Source organism: Rhizobium mongolense USDA 1844 (assembly GCF_000419765.1).
In the GTDB taxonomy this organism is placed as follows: domain Bacteria; phylum Pseudomonadota; class Alphaproteobacteria; order Rhizobiales; family Rhizobiaceae; genus Rhizobium; species Rhizobium mongolense.
In genome coordinates, this window is record NZ_ATTQ01000008.1 from 180843 (window position 1) to 196273 (window position 15431).

At 61.2% G+C, this 15431-nt stretch carries 8 protein-coding genes; all 8 read left to right on the forward strand.

Going from position 1 to position 15431, the window contains the following annotated elements; all coding sequences use genetic code 11:
* Positions 1-96 precede the first annotated feature (96 nt).
* The 8 genes from A3C3_RS0117470 to glgB all read left to right on the forward strand — a co-directional run bounded on the left by A3C3_RS0117470 (position 97) and on the right by glgB (position 15420).
* Positions 97-774: a response regulator gene (locus tag A3C3_RS0117470; RefSeq protein ID WP_022715869.1), complete on the forward strand. Its 678-nt coding sequence runs from the start codon at positions 97-99 to the stop codon at positions 772-774.
* Complete coding sequence (locus A3C3_RS0117475) at positions 771-2153, forward strand: sensor histidine kinase (RefSeq protein ID WP_022715870.1); 1383 nt, start codon at positions 771-773, stop codon at positions 2151-2153. The genes A3C3_RS0117470 and A3C3_RS0117475 overlap by 4 nt, the downstream gene beginning before the upstream one ends.
* Positions 2154-2263: 110 nt before the next feature.
* On the forward strand, positions 2264-5587 hold the full coding sequence (locus A3C3_RS0117480) for a transglutaminase family protein (RefSeq protein WP_022715871.1): 3324 nt from the start codon (positions 2264-2266) through the stop codon (positions 5585-5587).
* 14 nt (positions 5588-5601) lie between these two features.
* Positions 5602-8022, forward strand: a complete 2421-nt coding sequence (locus A3C3_RS0117485; RefSeq protein WP_022715872.1) for a circularly permuted type 2 ATP-grasp protein — start codon at positions 5602-5604, stop codon at positions 8020-8022.
* Positions 8019-8906 carry a transglutaminase family protein gene (locus A3C3_RS0117490; protein ID WP_022715873.1) on the forward strand — a complete coding sequence of 296 codons (888 nt, stop codon included), beginning with the start codon at positions 8019-8021 and terminating at the stop codon, positions 8904-8906. Before A3C3_RS0117485 ends, A3C3_RS0117490 begins: the two co-directional genes overlap by 4 nt.
* A 380-nt stretch (positions 8907-9286) precedes the next feature.
* Entirely contained in the window at positions 9287-10477 is a 1191-nt protein-coding gene (locus A3C3_RS0117495; protein WP_028739738.1) for a vWA domain-containing protein, read from the forward strand.
* Between the two features lie 276 nt (positions 10478-10753).
* A complete protein-coding gene (locus A3C3_RS0117500) occupies positions 10754-13216 on the forward strand; it encodes a glycogen/starch/alpha-glucan phosphorylase (protein ID WP_028739739.1) in 2463 nt (820 codons plus the stop codon).
* Complete coding sequence (glgB, locus tag A3C3_RS0117505) at positions 13213-15420, forward strand: 1,4-alpha-glucan branching protein GlgB (protein WP_022715876.1); 2208 nt, start codon at positions 13213-13215, stop codon at positions 15418-15420. Before A3C3_RS0117500 ends, glgB begins: the two co-directional genes overlap by 4 nt.
* Positions 15421-15431: the final 11 nt, after the last annotated feature.

The following is a 15431-nucleotide window of genomic DNA, read 5'->3' on the forward strand; positions in this document are numbered from 1 at the left end:
TCTCGTTGATTGAATGGCGCCGGGTTTTCTTTTGCCGCTGATGACATCCCCCTTCACGGGCTGTAATCTTCTTTGTTGAACAACAGGAAACCACCCGTGCGCATTCTCCTCACCGAAGACAATATCGCGCTGGCCGACGGCCTGTCGGCGATCTTGCGCGGTACGGGGCATGCCGTCGATGTCGTCCACGACGGCGCATCCGCCAATGCAGTCATCGCGGCGGAAAATTTCGATCTCGTGATCCTCGACCTCAACCTGCCCGAGATGGACGGGCTGGACGTCCTGCGCAGCATGCGCGCGCGGCAGAACCAGGCAGCCGTCCTCATTCTGACTGCACGCGGAGCGCCGGAGGAGCGTGTCAGAGGCCTGGACCTCGGCGCCGACGATTACCTTATCAAGCCCTTCGACATTACCGAATTCGAGGCGCGCGTGCGCGTGCTGCTCCGGCGCCAGGCGGGCCTGCATTCGGCGACGGTGATGTACGGCTGCGTGTCCTTCGACCTCAAGTCCCGCACCTTTTCCGCCGGCAATATGCAGCTTGATATTCCCGCTCGCGAAGTCGGACTGCTTGAGATCCTCTTCATGCGGGCCGGCAAAGTCGTGTCCAAAGAGGCAATCACCCAGTCGTTGACGGCCTTCGACGATGACATCTCCGCCAATGCGATCGAGCAATATGTCAGCCGGCTGCGCAAGCGCCTGGCACCGCATGGATTGACCGTGAAGACCGCGCGCGGCATCGGCTACTATCTCGACAAGCTTCCCGAGGCCTCATGAAAGCCGCCTATTCGCTGAGGCGCCGGCTGCTTTTCTGGCTGCTGATCTCCACCGCCATCATCGGCACGCTGGCGCTCGCCGACACATACCGGGAGGCAGTCGAGACCTCGAACATTGTTTCAGACCGTGTGCTTGCCGGTTCAGCGCTCGCCATTGCCGAGCGCGTAGTCGTGGCAGAAGACGGCGCGCTGGAAGTCGACATTCCCTATGTCGCGCTGGAAATGCTGACATCGGCCGCTCAGGACCGGGTGTTTTACCGCGTCGATGGTCCGCCCGGAAAATTCATTACCGGCTACCAGGCGCTTCCGGTTCTTGAGGAAACCAAGAGCGACGCAGCCGTCTTCGCAGACGATATTTTCCGCGGCGAGCCGATCCGCGTCGCGACGCTGGAGCGCTCCGCCTCAACCGGCATCCGTTCGGTTCCCTTCGTTGTCACCGTCGCGGAAACGACGATCGCCCGCCGTCAGCTGGCACGCGCGATCCTTTTCCGTTCGGCTGTCCGCCTCGCTTTCATGATCGCCGGTGCAGCCGTGATCGTCTGGATCTCGGTCACGGTCGCGCTCCGCCCGCTCTACAAGCTCCGGGACGCGATCGGCGAGCGCAGCCCGGACGACTTGCATCCGATCGAGCAATCGGTGCCGAGCGAGGTGCAGCCACTGGTGGATACGGTGAACAGCTTCATGGTGCGCCTGCAGTCAGCCCTTGATGCGCTCCGGAATTTCACCGGCAATGCCAGCCATCAATTGCGCACACCGCTTGCCATCATCCGAACTCAGCTCGCGCTTTCCGCCCGCGCCGCAACGCTGCCTGAAGCGCAGGACTCGGCCCTGAAAGGCGACCAGGCCGTCGCGCACGCCGAACGCATTCTCGCCCAGCTGCTGCTGATGGCAAAGATCGACGCAGCAACGGCCAAGGAGGCTCTGGCGGCCTCGACGATCGACATCGCGGCTATCGCCCAGGAGATTACCGGCGAACTGATCCCTGCAGCCGCCGAGGCCGGTATCGATCTCGGCTTTGAGGGCGATGGACATGCGATGATCCGCGCCGAACCCCTGCTGATCGGCGAGCTGCTGCGCAATCTTGCGGGCAACGCCATCGCATATGCCGGCAAGAGCGCCGAGGTGACCGTGCGGATTGCGCAGGATGGCGAAACCGTACGCCTCGAGGTTGAAGACAATGGTCCCGGTATCGCGCCGGAAAAGCTCGACGCCGTGCGCCGCCGCTTTTGGCGCGGCAACGACTCCGATGCGCCAGGCGCCGGCCTCGGCCTCCCGATCGTCGAGGAAATCGCCAATCTTTTCAATGCGACGCTCACGCTCTCGCCTGCGACCAGCGGCAAGGGGCTCAAAGCCGCCGTCGCCTTTGCAAAAGTGTCGTAAAGGCCTCGCGGCGTTAACCTTTCCGCCTTGCTTTCTGTCGTTGCATTGCACACTATCGCGTCGGGAACAGCAAATGCCGCAAAACGATGTGGCGTCGGACAAGGCAAAATATGTCGATCAAAGCCAGTATCTATCATCTGACGCACTACAAATACGACAGGCCGGTCCGCCTTGGGCCGCAGGTCATCCGCCTCAAGCCCGCCTCGCATTCAAAAACGCGCGTGCTCAGTCATTCGCTGAAGGTCACGCCGTCGAACCATTTCGTGAACCTGCAGCAGGACCCCTACGGGAATTATCTTGCCCGCTACGTCTTTCCCGACCCGGTGACCGAATTCAAGATCGAGGTCGATCTCGTCGCCGACATGACGGTCTACAACCCCTTCGACTTCTTCGTCGAAGAAGAGGCCACCAACTGGCCCTTCGACTATCCGCAGACCATCCAGGAAGACCTCTCGATCTACATGAAACCGGAGGACCCCGGCCCGCGGCTCAAGGCTTTCCTCGAAACGCTCGACTATTCGCCGGGCCAGCCGACCGTTGACATGATCGTCGGCCTCAACGCCCGCCTGCAGCAGCAGATCGGCTATGTCATCCGCATGGAGGCCGGCGTCCAGACGCCGGAGGACACGCTTGAAAGCGCCAGAGGCTCCTGCCGTGATACGAGTTGGCTGCTCGTTCAGGTTCTCCGTCACCTCGGGCTTGCCGCCCGTTTCGTCTCCGGCTACCTCATTCAGCTGACGCCCGACCTGAAGGCCCTTGACGGCCCCTCCGGTACGGAGGTCGATTTCACCGACCTGCATGCCTGGGCCGAAGTCTATCTGCCCGGCGCCGGCTGGGTCGGCCTCGACCCGACATCCGGGCTGCTCACCGGCGAAAGCCACATCCCGCTCGCCGCAACCCCGCATTATAGCAACGCCGCCCCGATCTCCGGCGGCTATTTCGGTGAAGCCAATACCGAGTTCGCCTTCGACATGAAGGTCGCCCGTGTCGCCGAACATCCGCGCATCACCAAGCCCTTCTCGGAGGAGAGCTGGAACGAGCTCGACGCACTTGGCGAAAAAGTGGATCGTATCCTCAAAGCAGAAGATGTGCGCCTGACGATGGGCGGCGAGCCCACTTTCGTGTCGATCGACGATTTCGAATCCGAAGAGTGGAATACCGCCGCCGTAGGCCCGACCAAGCGGGAGAAAGCAGACAGCCTGATCCGCAGGCTGCGCCAGCGCTTCGCCCCGGGCGGCTTCCTGCATTACGGACAGGGAAAGTGGTATCCCGGCGAAAGCCTGCCGCGCTGGACCTTCTCACTCTACTGGCGCAAGGACGGAAAGCCGATCTGGCAGAATCCGGATTTGATCGCAGTAGAGGGCGCTGACACCGTCGCCAAGGCGGAAGACGCCGAGCGGCTGCTCACCGGCATCGCGCGCGAGCTGGCGATTACGCCTGATATGGTGCTGCCGGCCTATGAGGATCCCGCCGAGTGGATCATCAAGGAGGGAAGCCTTCCCGAAAATGTCGATCCGTCGAATTCCAAGCTGAAGGATCCGGAAGAGCGCAACCGCATCGCCCGCGTTTTCGAACGTGGCCTGACGGTTCCGACAGGTTATATCCTTCCCGTTCAAGCCTGGAATGCTCAGGCTTCAGGGCACCGCTGGATCAGCGAGAAATGGCAGACCCGGCGCGGTAAGATCTTCCTCGTACCAGGCGACAGCCCTGTCGGATACCGTCTGCCCCTTGGTACGCTCCCTTACGTGCCGCCATCGCGATATCCCTATATCCACATCGCCGACCCATCGATCCCGCGCCAGCCTCTGCCCGAAGTCTTTGTGCCCGCCGGCCGCGCCATGCCGGAGGCCTCCTTCCAGCGCGACGAGAGCGGCCAGAGCCGTGTGGAACAGACGCTCGGCGTAATCGGCGGCGCGGTTCGCACGGCGATATCGGTCGAGCCGCGCGACGGCCGGCTTTGCGTCTTCATGCCGCCCGTCGAGCGCATTGAAGACTATCTCGAACTCATTGCAGCCGCCGAAAACGCTGCGGCCGAACTTGGGCTTGCCGTCCATATCGAGGGCTATTCGCCGCCTCAGGACGAGCGCATCAATGTCATTCGCGTCGCACCGGATCCAGGCGTCATCGAGGTGAATATCCACCCCGCCTCGAACTGGCAGGATTGCGTCGCCATCACCACCGCGATCTACGAAGAAGCGCGGATGACGCGTCTCGGCGCCGACAAGTTCATGATCGACGGCCGTCACACGGGCACGGGCGGCGGCAACCATGTCGTCGTCGGCGGCGCCAATCCGAACGACAGCCCGTTCCTGCGCCGGCCCGACCTCTTGAAGAGCCTCGTGCTGCACTGGCAGCGGCATCCCTCGCTCTCCTATCTCTTCTCCGGCATGTTCATCGGGCCGACCAGCCAGGCGCCGCGCATCGACGAGGCCAGGCACGACAGCCTGTACGAGTTGGAAATCGCCCTCGCCCAGGTGCCCGCACCAGGCCGCGGCCCGTCGCCGCTTCCCTGGCTGACCGACCGCCTGTTTCGCAATCTCCTGATCGACGTGACGGGCAACACCCACCGTGCCGAGATCTGCATCGACAAGCTGTTTTCGCCGGATGGGCCGACCGGACGTCTCGGTCTGGTAGAGTTCCGCGGCTTCGAAATGCCCCCGAATGCGCGCATGTCGCTCGCTCAGCAATTGATGGTCCGAGCCCTCATTGCCCGCTTCTGGAAAAATCCCGCCGACGGCAAGTTCGTGCGCTGGGGCACTTCCCTGCACGATCGCTTCATGCTGCCGCATTTCGTCTGGGCCGATTTCCTGGATGTACTTGCCGATCTCAAAGAAAACGGCTTCGAGGTCAGCCCGGAGTGGTTCAAGGCACAACTCGAATTCCGCTTCCCCTTCTGCGGCGAAGTGGAATACGAGGGCTCGAAACTCGAGCTTCGCCAGGCGCTCGAACCCTGGCACGTCATGGGCGAGGAAGGCGCGATTGGCGGCACCGTTCGATATGTCGACAGCTCAGTTGAGCGACTTCAGGTTCGCCTCGAAACCAGCAATTCCTCACGCTATACCGTCACCTGCAACGGCCGAACCGTGCCGCTGACGCCGACAGGGACGTCCGGCGTGTCCGTCGCCGGCGTCCGCTTCAAGGCGTGGCAGCCGGCCTCGGGCCTGCATCCGGTCCTGCCGGTGAATACGCCGCTGACATTTGACATTTATGATACATGGTCGAAGCGTTCGATCGGCGGCTGCATCTATCATGTTGCCCATCCGGGCGGGCGCAACTATGACACCTTCCCGGTAAACGGCAACGAAGCGGAAGCAAGGCGGCTTTCCCGATTCGAACCGTGGGGACATACCGCGGGCGGCTTCATTCCGCGCGCCGAAATGGGTTCGCCGGAATTCCCGCTGACGCTGGATCTCCGCAGGCCGGCAGGCATTTGACGAGCTAGGTTTTAATGGGCAAGAAACCGGCATTGGAGAAACCTAGGGACGAGGTTGCAAGCCGCGGCGGCAATGATGCGGCGTTCGGCTATTCGCCCCTGCCTGGCATTGCCGACGAGATGGTCGACAACAACGGCGCCATCCGCCCGGTCTGGCAGCGCTTTCTTGCGGGCTTCGGGGCAATTCCCGAGAAGGAACTGACCGAGCGCTTCGCGCGAGCCGACCGCTATCTGCGCGATGCCGGCGTATTCTACCGCGCCTATGGCAGCAAGGGCACCGGCGAGCGGTCCTGGCCGCTGTCGCATATCCCGGTCCTGATCGACGAGCGCGAATGGCAGGCGCTTTCTGCCGGCCTGGTGCAGCGCGCCGACCTGCTTGAGGCGATCGTTGCCGATATCTATGGCGACAACAAGCTGGTCGAGGAAGGCTTCCTGCCGCCTGGCCTGATCGCCGCCAACCCGGAATTCCAACGCCCGCTTGCAGGCGTAAAGCCCGCGACCGGCCATTACCTGCATTTCTGCGCCTTCGAGATTGGCCGCGGTCCGGACGGAAACTGGTGGGTTCTGGCCGACCGTACACAGGCGCCGTCAGGTGCAGGCTTCGCGCTTGAAAGCCGCGTTGCCACCACCCGCGCCTTCTCCGATATCTATGCCGAAACCCCGGTTCACCGTCTCGCCTCCTTCTTCGGCGCCTTCCGCGATGCGTTGCAGACGATGAAGCATTCCGGCGACGACCGCATCGGCGTTCTGACCCCCGGACCGGCAAACGAAACCTACTATGAACACGCCTATATCGCCCGCTATCTCGGCTTCATGCTGCTCGAAGGCGAAGATCTGACAGTGGTCAACGGCCGCGTCATGGTTCGCACGGTGGCCGGCCTGAAGCCGATCGGCGTCCTCTGGCGGCGCCTCGATTCCGCCTATGCCGATCCGCTGGAGCTGAACCAGAATTCGCATATCGGCACACCCGGTCTGGTCGAGGCACTGCGTGCCGAATCGGTGACGATCGTCAATGCCCTGGGAACCGGCATCCTCGAGACGCGCGCCTTGCTCGCTTTCATGCCGACGATCTGTCGCCGCCTGCTTGGCGAAAAACTGTCCCTGCCGTCGATCGCCACTTGGTGGTGCGGGCAGAAGCAGGAGCGCGAACACGTCGCGAAGAACATCGAGAAGATGGTGATCGGTCCCGCCTATTCGCGCGCTCCCTTCTTCGACGATAGCGGCGAGTCCGTCCTCGGCTCGTCGCTGCGCGCAACGGCAAAGGATTCGATCACCGACTGGCTGAACTCCGACGGCCCAAAACTCGTCGGCCAGGAAGTCGTCACGCTGTCGACGACGCCGGCCTGGGTAGACGGAAAGCTGACGCCACGGCCGATGTCGCTTCGCGTCTTCGCCGCCCGCACGGCGAATGGCTGGCAGATCATGCCGGGCGGCTTTGCCCGCATCGGCGCCGGCGATGACGCCGCTGCGATCGCCATGCAGTCGGGCGGCGCGGCGGCAGACGTCTGGATCGTCAGCGACAAGCCGGTCGAGCGCCATACCCTGCTGCCTGCCGAAGGAAGCTTCACCCGCAATATGCCGGGCAGCCTGCCAAGTCGGGCGGCCGACAATCTCTTCTGGCTCGGCCGCTATATCGAGCGCGCCGAAGGAGCGCTGCGCATCCTTCGCGCCTGGCACGCCCGTTACGCCGAAGCCGCCGATCCGAGTCAGCCGCTGCTTGCCGATGTTTCGGAATATCTCGCCGCCGTCGACATCGGCACGGAAGAAGCCGTGCCTGAAACGCTGCTGCGCAACATCGACAGCGCCGTCTATTCCGCCAGCAATATCCGCGACCGGTTCTCGCCGGATGGCTGGCTGGCCCTTAACGACCTGGCCAAGACCGCGCACCGCTTCCATGTCAGCGTTGCAGCAGGCGACGACGCGAGCCATGCCATGACGATCCTGCTGCGCAAGCTCGCGGGCTTTGCAGGTCTCGTGCACGAAAACATGTATCGCTTCACCGGATGGCGCTTCCTCTCGCTCGGTCGCTATATCGAGCGCGGCCTGCACATGACCCGTCTTCTCGGCCATATGTCCGGCTCCGACGCCCCTGATGGCGCGCTGGATATGCTGCTCGAAATCGGCGACAGCGTCATGACCCACCGCCGCCGGTACAACGTCAACACCGCCCGCCTGACCGTCACGGACCTTCTGGCGCTCGACCCGCTGAACCCGCGTTCGGTTCTCTTCCAGATGAATGAGATCCATCGCGAGGTCGAGCAGCTGCCGAACGCCTTCGTCAACGGCCAGATGTCGCCATTCTACCGCGAGGCCATGCGCCTGCATTCCGGCCTCGCCGTCATGACGCCGGAAACGATGACCGGCGAGTTCTACAACAAGTTTGAACGCGAGCTCGAGCAGCTGTCCGACCTTCTCGCCCAGACCTACCTCGGGTGACCGCCGTGCTCTACGACCTCACCCTGCACATGGGATACACCTACGACACGCCGGCTTCCGGCGCGCGTCACATCATTCGGCTGATGCCGCTTTCGCTGTCCGACCGGCAGCGGCTGGTCGCAGGCTCGATTACCATATCTCCGTCGCCGGACGAGCAATCGCATTTCACCGATTTCTTCCTCCATCCAGCAACATCCTTCCTGCTGCGGTCGCCCCACGAGACGTTGGATATCCGCATGCAGGCCCGCGTGCAGGTCGATAGCCGTTCGATCGCCGCCGATTTCTCGCCGGACCTCGACCGCCTGCCGAAGGAAGTCGCCGGCGTCTGGTCGCTGGAGCCTGACTCTCCGCATCATTTCCTCGCCGGCAGCCCTCGTCTCACGGAAACCCGCGCCATTTCGGACTATGCCAGGGACTGCGCGCTGCCCGGGCTTACCGTGCTGCAGATCGCCAATGCCTTGTGCACCCGCATCAACAGGGATTTCACCTACGATACGGAAGCGACGACGGTCGATTCCACGGCTCTCGACGCTTTCACCCTGAAACGCGGCGTCTGCCAGGATTTCGTCCATGTGATGATCCTGGCGCTCCGCAGCCTCGGCATCCCGGCAGGCTATGTCTCCGGCTTCCTGCGCACCATCCCACCGCCCGGCAAGGAACGGCTCGAAGGCGCTGACGCCATGCATGCCTGGGTCCGTGTCTGGTGCGGTGAAACACTGGGCTGGATCGAACTCGACCCGACCAACGACATGCCCGCCGGCACCGACCACATCGTCGTCGCCTATGGCCGCGACTATTCCGACGTCGCCCCTGTCATCGGCGTGCTGAAAAGCTACGGCGGCCATCGCGCCGTGCAGGCCGTCGACGTTATTCCGATCAAGTGATCGGAAGACAGGAATAGCCGCTGCTTCCTGGAGCCTTGCGACCAGCACGACAAACCCTGTCTCATGTGTTTTTGCCTGCTTGAATCCCGAAATCAACCGACCTTGGCGGAAGCATCCGCATGTCTTTCCTGGCCTCTGTGCCGGAATGTGCCAATGGCGACGGCAAGTGTGTAGGACTGAGGCAGAACCCACCGCCACAGACGTTAATGCGCAAGAGCGCCAGCTGTCCTCTTGGCGAGAAGGTTATCCGGCAAACGCAGTAGATCATGTCCCGAAATCGCAAGGTATCTGCAATTTTAACGATTACCTTAAGACCTGTGGTAACAACCGCGCTGTAGATATGGAACCAGCATAAATCCTCTCTTGCTGCAGGTGACATGATGTCTCCCATATCTTTTCTGCGCGCCAACATTGCGCGCGTCCTACGCGATCGTTCCGGCAATTTCGCCATGATGACGGCGATTTTGATGCCAGTCGCGATTGGCGCCGCCGGGCTCGCCGTCGATGTATCCAACATGATGCTTTCGCAACGTCAGTTGCAGGAAGCCTCCGATTCGGCTGCTCTGGCCGCAGCCTCCGCGCTCGTCGCCGAAAAGGTCGATCTGAATGGCGCCAAGGAGCTTGCCAAGAACTTTGTCATCGGCCAGATGTCAAACTATGTTGACGACCCGGACACCATCGCGGCCCTAAAGGATGCAATGTCTGTTGTTGTCACGGAAACCGCATCCGGTTCGGGCGGCAAGACTTACAAAGTTGAAGTCAAAACTGCCTACAAGATGGACAACAGCGCGCTGATGCGCGTCTTGGGCAAGGAAAGCACGCAAATCGGCTCGTTGTCCAAGACGGAGAGCAGCACCGAAAACACCGTCACAAAGAGCTCGCTCTCCATGTATCTCGTGCTCGACCGTTCGGGCTCGATGGCCGAGGATACGACGACCTCGCATACGTACACGGAACGCTACAACTGTGGCTCGAAAAAGAACCCAAAGACCTGCGATCGAACAGTCACGGACTTCTACACCAAGATCGAGGCATTGAAGCTGGCCGTTTCGAGCCTTTTGACCCAGTTGAATACCGCCGATCCTAATCTGCAATACGTCCGCACCGGCAGCGTCTCTTACAATATCGAAATGCAGTCGGCGTTGAATCTGGCCTGGGGAACGTCTGCCGTGTCAACCTACGTCAACGCTTTGACCGCGACAGGCGGGACAGATTCAAGCGATGCCTTTAAGACGGCATATAACAAGCTTATCGACCCGGCCGAGAATACAGCGCATTTGAACAAGAACGGCCTGACGCCCGACAAATACATTGTCTTCATGACGGACGGCGACAACAATTACATTTCAGCCGATACTGAAACCAAACAATGGTGCGACTTGGCGCGCGACAAAAATATCACGGTCTATACGGTTGCGTTCATGGCTCCCGATCGCGGCAAGGCGCTGCTAAGCTACTGCGCGACGAGCTCTTCAACCTATTTCGCAGCCGAGAACATGGCCTCGCTCGTCGAAGCCTTCAAGATAATCGGCTCATCGGCCGCCAAACAGAGCATACGCCTGACCCAGTAAATTCGTCGCACATCCTTTCAAGGAAAAGCCGCTCCGGAACAAACCGGGGCGGCTTTTCGTTTAGGGCTAATCTCGCGGATCAGACTGGGAAAACCAATTGAAATCAAGTCCCTTATGCCGGTGAACACGACGGTTTCGCAAATTTTTGCTTTCGCTAAATCCCTTGTTGCAAGTGCTTGGTAACGATGCATAAACTGCCGTGACCGGCGTGCGTGCAAAGTCGGCTTCGTCAGACGTAACGCACTGAAACTAAATCAAAATTGGCGAGATATGACGATGAACCCCCTTTCCAAGCCGACCATCCCTTCTCCCGCCCCGCGCAGTTCCCGCCCGGAAATTCTAGCCGAAGAAATCATCGAACGCCTGACTTACCGCATCGGCAAGGATGCAAAAGTTGCCAAGCCGCATGACTGGCTGACGGCGACTATCCTCGTCGTTCGCGACCGCATCATCGACAAATGGATGGAATCGACGCGCAAGGTCTACGCGACAGGCGACAAGCGCGTTTACTACCTTTCGCTTGAGTTCCTGATCGGCCGGCTGATGCGCGATGCCGTCACGAACATGGGCCTGATGGAGCAGGTGCGCGATGCGCTCGCCTCTCTCGGCGTCGATGTCAACGTGATTGCCGGCCTCGAGCCGGATGCTGCTCTTGGCAACGGCGGCCTCGGGCGCCTCGCGGCCTGTTTCATGGAAAGCATGGCAACGGTCGAAGTGCCGGCCTATGGCTACGGCATCCGTTATGTCCACGGCCTATTCCGTCAGCAGCTTGCCGACGGCTGGCAAGTGGAATTGCCGGAAAGCTGGCTGGCGCATGGCAACCCCTGGGAATTTGAACGCCGCGAAAGCGCCTATGAAATCGGCTACGGCGGCACCGTCGACGTCGCCAACGACGCCGAAGGCGAGCCGCGCTATGTCTGGAAACCGGCGGAGCGCGTCATCGCCGCTGCCTTCGACACACCGGTAGTCGGCTGGCGCGGCAAGCGCGTCAACACGCTGCGACTCTGGTCGGCCCAGCCGATCGACCCGATCCTGCTCGACGCCTTCAATGCCGGCGACCATATCGGTGCTCTGCGCGAAAGCAACAAGGCCGAAAGCCTGACGCGCGTGCTCTATCCGGCAGATGCGACGCCGGCCGGACAGGAGCTGCGCCTTCGCCAGGAATTCTTCTTTTCCTCCGCCTCGCTTCAGGACATCCTGCGCCGCCACCTGCAGCAGTATGACGATTTCACCTCGCTGCCGGACAAGGTGGCGATCCAGCTGAATGACACGCACCCCGCCGTTTCGGTTGCCGAATTGACGCGCCTGCTCTGTGACGTTCACGGCATGGATTTCGAGCAGGCCTTCGATATCGTCCGCCGCACGATTTCCTACACCAACCACACGCTCCTGCCGGAAGCTCTCGAAACCTGGCCGATCCCGCTCTTCGAACGGCTGCTGCCGCGTCACATGCAGCTGATCTACGCGATCAATGCCAAGATTCTGCTTGAGGCCCGCAGGGAAAAGAACTTCTCCGACACCGAAATCCGGGCGATCTCGCTGATCGACGAGAGCGGCGACCGCCGGGTGCGGATGGGCAATCTCGCCTTCGTCGGCTCGCATTCGATCAACGGCGTATCCGCCTTGCATACCGAACTCATGAAGGTCACGGTCTTTGCAGACCTGCACAAGCTCTATCCGAACCGCATCAACAACAAGACGAACGGCATCACACCACGCCGCTGGCTGCAGCAATGCAACCCCGGGCTCACCAGCCTCATCCGCGAGGCGATCGGCGAAGAATTCATGGATGACGCCGAAAAGCTCAAGCCGCTCGAAAAATTCGCCACTGATCCGAGCTTCCAGGAAAAGTTCGGCTCCGTGAAGCGCGCGAACAAGGTGGCGCTCTCCAATCTTGTCGCCAGCCGCATGGGTGTGAAGCTTGATCCTTCCGCGATGTTCGACATTCAGATCAAGCGCATCCACGAGTACAAGCGCCAATTGCTCAACGTTGTCGAGGCGGTCGCTCTCTACGACCAGATCCGCTCGCATCCCGAACTCGACTGGGTCCCGCGTGTGAAGCTCTTTGCCGGCAAGGCGGCGCCGAGCTATCACAATGCCAAGCTCATCATCAAACTCATCAACGACGTCGCCCGCACGATCAACAATGACCCGGCCGTCCGCGGCCTCCTGAAAGTGGTCTTCGTGCCCAATTACAACGTCTCGCTTGCCGAGGTCATGGTGCCCGCCGCCGACCTCTCCGAGCAGATTTCGACGGCCGGGATGGAAGCCTCCGGCACCGGCAACATGAAGTTCGGTTTGAACGGAGCGCTCACGATCGGCACCCTGGACGGTGCGAATGTCGAGATGCGCGACAATGTCGGCGCCGACAATATCGTCATCTTCGGCCTGCGCGCCGATGAAGTCGCCGATGCCCGCACCGATGGTCACAACCCACGCGCCATCATCGAAAGCTCCCGGGAACTGTCGCAGGCGCTGGCTTCGATTGCCGGCGGCGTCTTCTCGCCGGATGACCGCAATCGCTACGCCCAGCTGATCGATGGCATTTATTCGCACGACTGGTTCATGGTCGCCGCCGATTTCGACGCCTATGCAGCCGCCCAGCGGGACGTGGACCAGATCTGGAACAAGCCGTCCTCCTGGTATGCCAAGACCATCAACAATACCGCGCGAATGGGCTGGTTCTCCTCCGACCGCACGATCAGGCAGTATGCCGATGAAATCTGGAGAGCCGGATGAAAACGCCGAAAGCCGCCCTTGAAGTAAAGCGTCCCTGGGAAATTTCGGCAGACGAAATAACGGCAATCCTTGCCGGCTCGCACGCTAACCCATTTGCCGTGCTCGGCGTGCATGAGGCAGGCGACAGCTACGCCGCCCGCTGCTTCATTCCCGGCGCCGAAGAAGTCACCGCCCTGACGCTCGATGGCAGCGTTATCGGCGAACTGACGCAGCTCCATCAGGATGGCTTTTTCGCTGGCCCGGTCGCGCTGGCGAAACGGCAGCCGGTGCGCTACCGCGCCCGGCGCGACGATGCGGAATGGGCCGTCACCGACCCGTACAGCTTCGGCCCCGTGCTCGGCCCGATGGACGATTACTACGCGCGTGAAGGCTCGCATCTCCGCCTCTTCGACAAGATGGGGGCGCACTGGATCAAGCATGAAGGCGCGCAGGGAATCCATTTTGCCGTCTGGGCGCCGAATGCCCAGCGCGTTTCCGTCGTCGGCGATTTCAACAATTGGGATGGACGCCGACATGTGATGCGTTTTCGCGCCAGCGCCGGCATATGGGAAATCTTTGCGCCGGATGTCCCGACGGGCGTCCCTTACAAGTTCGAGATCCGCGGCCATGACGGCGTTCTCCTGCCGCTGAAAGCCGATCCTTTTGCCCGGCGCAGCGAATTTCGTCCGAAGACCGCCTCCGTCGTGGCGCCTGAGCTTCTGCAGGAATGGCAGGACGAAGACCACCTCAAACACTGGAGCGAAACCGACAAGCGCCGCCAGCCGATCTCGATCTATGAGGTGCATGCCGGTTCATGGCAGCGCCACCAGGATGGCTCCTTCCTCTCCTGGGACGAGCTTGCTTCCAGCCTCATCCCCTACTGCGTCGACATGGGTTTCACTCATATCGAGTTCCTTCCGATCACCGAACATCCCTACGATCCGTCATGGGGCTACCAGACCACCGGGCTTTACGCGCCGAGCGCCCGCTTCGGCGAACCGGAGGGTTTTGCCCGTTTCGTCAACGGCTGCCACAAGGTCGGCATCGGTGTCATTCTCGACTGGGTGCCCGCGCACTTCCCCACCGACGAACACGGCCTCGGCTGGTTCGACGGTACCGCACTTTACGAGCATGAGGATCCGCGCAAGGGTTTCCACCCGGATTGGAATACGGCGATCTACAATTTCGGCCGTACCGAAGTTCAATCCTATCTCGTCAACAACGCGCTCTATTGGGCGGAGAAATTCCATCTCGACGGCCTGCGTGTCGATGCCGTCGCCTCGATGCTCTATCTCGATTACTCGCGCAACCACGGCGAATGGATTCCGAACGAATACGGCGGCAACGAAAACCTCGAGGCGGTCCGCTTCCTTCAGGACATGAACACCCGCATCTACGCCGAGCACCCGGGCGTCATGACCATTGCCGAGGAATCAACCTCCTGGCCGAAGGTCTCGCAGCCGGTGCATGAAGGCGGCCTCGGCTTCGGCTTCAAGTGGAACATGGGCTTCATGCACGACACGCTAAGCTACATGAAGCGTGATCCGATATATCGCAGGCATCACCACAACGAACTGACCTTCGGCCTGCTCTACGCCTATTCGGAAAACTTTGTTCTGCCACTCTCCCATGACGAAGTGGTGCACGGCAAAGGTTCGCTGATCGCAAAGATGCCAGGCGACGACTGGCAGAAATTCGCAAACCTGCGCGCCTATTATGCCTTCATGTGGGGCTACCCCGGCAAGAAACTGCTCTTCATGGGCCAGGAATTTGCGCAATGGAGCGAATGGAGCGAGGCAACCTCGCTCGACTGGAACCTGTTGCAATACAGCATGCACGAAGGCATGCGCCGCCTCGTACGCGACCTTAACCTCACCTACCGCTCCAAGCAGGCGCTGCATGCGCGCGATTGTGAAGGCGACGGTTTCGAATGGCTGATCGCCGACGATCACGAAAACTCCGTCTTTGCATGGCTGCGCAAGGCACCGGATCACAAGCCGATCGCCGTCATCACCAATTTCACGCCGACTTACCGCGAGAACTATTCCATCCGCCTGCCGTTCGAAGGCCGCTGGCGGGAAATCCTGAATACCGATGCCGATATCTACGGCGGCAGCGGCAAGGGAAATGGCGGGCGCGTGCAGGCCGTCAACGCCGGCGGCAGCATCGTTGCGTCGATCACCTTGCCGCCGCTGGCGACGATCATGCTTGAACCTGAGACTTGAAGACTGGTGGG

Bases quoted from the DNA above. Each gene is read 5' to 3' on its own strand.
- A3C3_RS0117500 (WP_028739739.1), top strand. From the start codon at position 10,754: ATGAACCCCCTTTCCAAGCCGACCATCCCTTCTCCCGCCCCGCGCAGT.
- A3C3_RS0117485 (WP_022715872.1), top strand. From the start codon at position 5,602: ATGGGCAAGAAACCGGCATTGGAGAAACCTAGGGACGAGGTTGCAAGC.
- A3C3_RS0117495 (WP_028739738.1), top strand. From the start codon at position 9,287: ATGTCTCCCATATCTTTTCTGCGCGCCAACATTGCGCGCGTCCTACGC.
- A3C3_RS0117480 (WP_022715871.1), top strand. From the start codon at position 2,264: ATGTCGATCAAAGCCAGTATCTATCATCTGACGCACTACAAATACGAC.
- glgB (WP_022715876.1), top strand. From the start codon at position 13,213: ATGAAAACGCCGAAAGCCGCCCTTGAAGTAAAGCGTCCCTGGGAAATT.
- A3C3_RS0117475 (WP_022715870.1), top strand. From the start codon at position 771: ATGAAAGCCGCCTATTCGCTGAGGCGCCGGCTGCTTTTCTGGCTGCTG.